This window comes from Hymenobacter roseosalivarius DSM 11622 (assembly GCF_900176135.1).
Classification (GTDB): Bacteria; Bacteroidota; Bacteroidia; order Cytophagales; family Hymenobacteraceae; genus Hymenobacter; species Hymenobacter roseosalivarius.
The window spans coordinates 1-737 of the sequence record NZ_FWWW01000120.1 but is presented as its reverse complement, the minus strand read 5'-3'; the positions used below and the strand labels follow the sequence as shown (position 1 = coordinate 737).

At 65.4% G+C, this 737-nt stretch carries 2 protein-coding genes; one reads left to right on the top strand and one right to left on the bottom strand.

Going from position 1 to position 737, the window contains the following annotated elements; genetic code table 11:
- Positions 1 to 99 precede the first annotated feature (99 nt).
- On the bottom strand, positions 100 to 378 hold the full coding sequence (locus B9A24_RS21145) for a hypothetical protein (RefSeq protein ID WP_084448099.1): 279 nt from the start codon (positions 376 to 378) through the stop codon (positions 100 to 102).
- 117 nt (positions 379 to 495) lie between these two features.
- Here B9A24_RS21145 and B9A24_RS23330 point away from each other — a divergent pair.
- On the top strand, positions 496 to 737 hold a 242-nt coding region (locus tag B9A24_RS23330; RefSeq protein ID WP_143435167.1), incomplete at its 3' end, for a LytTR family transcriptional regulator DNA-binding domain-containing protein.

Here is a 737-nt window from a genome sequence, read left to right as displayed (position 1 = left end):
TTATACGCACCACCTGGGCGCCAAATATGGCAGCGAAAACCTTCGGGCGAGGGCGTGAAATGGAATACCCAGCTTCTTGCAATAAGACCCGTACGTCTTCTATCGCTGTAATAGGAAAAAGTCTTTCGCGTAGCCATCGGGTACGGGCAGAATTTGCCGGGGCGCGAGCTGCCGGGGCGCGAGCTGCCGGGCAAACTCGGCCACCCGTAGCGCTGTCAGGAAGGGGGCCATCACGGGCAGCAGCACCAGCGCCACGCCCTTGCACTGAATCAGGTCCGCCGCGAAAGAGCCGACTGGGTTTAGGGTTTGCACTTGCCCGTTGATGAGAAACGCCAGCATCTGGGGCAACTCGCTGTCCAGAATGGGCTCGTGCGGCACCGGAACAGCTTGCCGATGGAAGTGGCCCAGCGCCGGCCTCCAGCACTTGCACCGGCCAGCTGTTCCTTTTCCAGCTTCTGCTGCGCACGACGCGCAGCGAGCTGACGCGGCAGTTGCATCCTCCCCTTCCTGCGCGAGCACCGCTCCGTGGTGGTCAAGCGGCGCTGTAGCCAAGAGCTGCCCCCCGGGACCCCCGGCGAGTACGGGGGAACGTTGCCCGACGGCACGCCCTTACCCTGCTCGCGCAGCTACGCCGCGCGGATGCAGCAGTTGTGGCAGCGGTCCGCCCCGGATGGTCTCCTGCGCGGCGGGCCCTGGTCGCACGGGGGCCCGCCATTCATCCCCCCCCTAGGCCATCT